This is a genomic window from Enterobacter sp. KBR-315C3_2022 (assembly GCF_041399425.1).
Taxonomy (GTDB): domain Bacteria; phylum Pseudomonadota; class Gammaproteobacteria; order Enterobacterales; family Enterobacteriaceae; genus Enterobacter.
In genome coordinates, this window is record NZ_JBGKEB010000063.1 from 1 (window position 1) to 1274 (window position 1274).

Annotated in this window: 1 protein-coding gene; it reads right to left on the minus strand. The window is 44.9% G+C overall.

The genetic code is table 11. From position 1 onward, the window contains the following. Positions 1 to 516: 516 nt before the first annotated feature. Positions 517 to 1179 carry a DUF1120 domain-containing protein gene (locus AB8804_RS23235; protein ID WP_371190294.1) on the minus strand — a complete coding sequence of 221 codons (663 nt, stop codon included), beginning with the start codon at positions 1177 to 1179 and terminating at the stop codon, positions 517 to 519. Positions 1180 to 1274 lie beyond the last annotated feature (95 nt).

Here is a 1274-nt window from a genome sequence, read left to right on the forward strand (position 1 = left end):
GTATATATAAAAAGTTATTAAAAATTAATCTCCGGTTTAGTAAAATTTAAACTTTATTCGAAGTTGCCACTGGATTGATTCTTATCATAATAAGGCTTTAATTATCAATTTATTATAACTTATTGATTTTCTTTTTGTTACCGAATTTGCTGGCAGCAGACAGGCTGGGAATTGTTTTTTGGCAAGATAAGATCTAACCTATTTTTGAAAAATATTATGTATCAAAAACACGCTGCGCAAAAAAACTCGAATTGCTGGGCGGTATTTATTAACGCGTTTGAATTGTGCTTATCAGCCAGTTGGAATAGGGGATTCAGCGATTTAAACGGCGACTTTTGCGCCTCACAGCTCTCTCGTTAAGCGCAGTAATTTCAAAAAAATAAAACAAACCTGAGCTGGATGGGATGACGGCGCGAAGAGGGGAGGCAGCGAGCGTGCAGGACATTTCGACAGGCATAAAAATAACGGGCCATCGCTGGCCCGTTATGAACAGATAATGCTAAGCAGATATCGCTATTACAGGTAAACCAGAGTCATGGTTACCTGACCGTCCAGCTGGGTATCATCAGTGATAGCCAGCGCGGTAGTGTCACGAATAACCAGGTTGGTGTTAACGTTAAAGGTAGCGGTAGTCACAGCCAGTGGATCGGAAGACCCTTTCGTGGCGAAAGCATTGCGGGAGAACGCATCGCTGCGAGGAATGTAACCAATAGACCAGTTATCGGCAGCCCAGTCGCTGTTCTGACCGATCGAGTTCACTGCAACGCCGTCTGCGGTTGCATTAGAGAGCCACAGGCCGTAGTTACCGATTTTAACGTTGCCAGCAGTCAGGCCCACGCCGTAGGTGTAAACCTTTTGGGTCATATTTTTGTTGGCATCAACATCAACCGGAAGCTGTGCGTTGCTGTCGGCGCGATCGTCCAGAATGGAGAAAGCAACTTTAGTTGGCGCAGTACAGGTAATGGTGATTGGCAGCTGTTTTGTACCCAGCACGTTGTTGGCATCAGACTTCAGACTGCCAAGAGCGATGCGACCGTAGTCGATCACGCCGCCATTGGACATGTCTGCAGAGCAAGCAGCGTTAGTCAGGGTACCCTTGATTTTCAGAACAGCGGTTTCACCAGCAAAAGCAGAGGTGGTGCACAGTGCGATAGCTGTAGCGAGAATTACCTTTTTCATCCTTGATCCTTTATTAATACAATTATAAATGTAACAACGTGTTTCAAAGTGTGCTTACGGTTTAGATTAGTCTTAACTTATCTACCCCGTTCGGC

Bases quoted from the DNA above. Each gene is read 5' to 3' on its own strand.
- AB8804_RS23235 (WP_371190294.1), bottom strand. From the start codon at position 1,179: ATGAAAAAGGTAATTCTCGCTACAGCTATCGCACTGTGCACCACCTCT.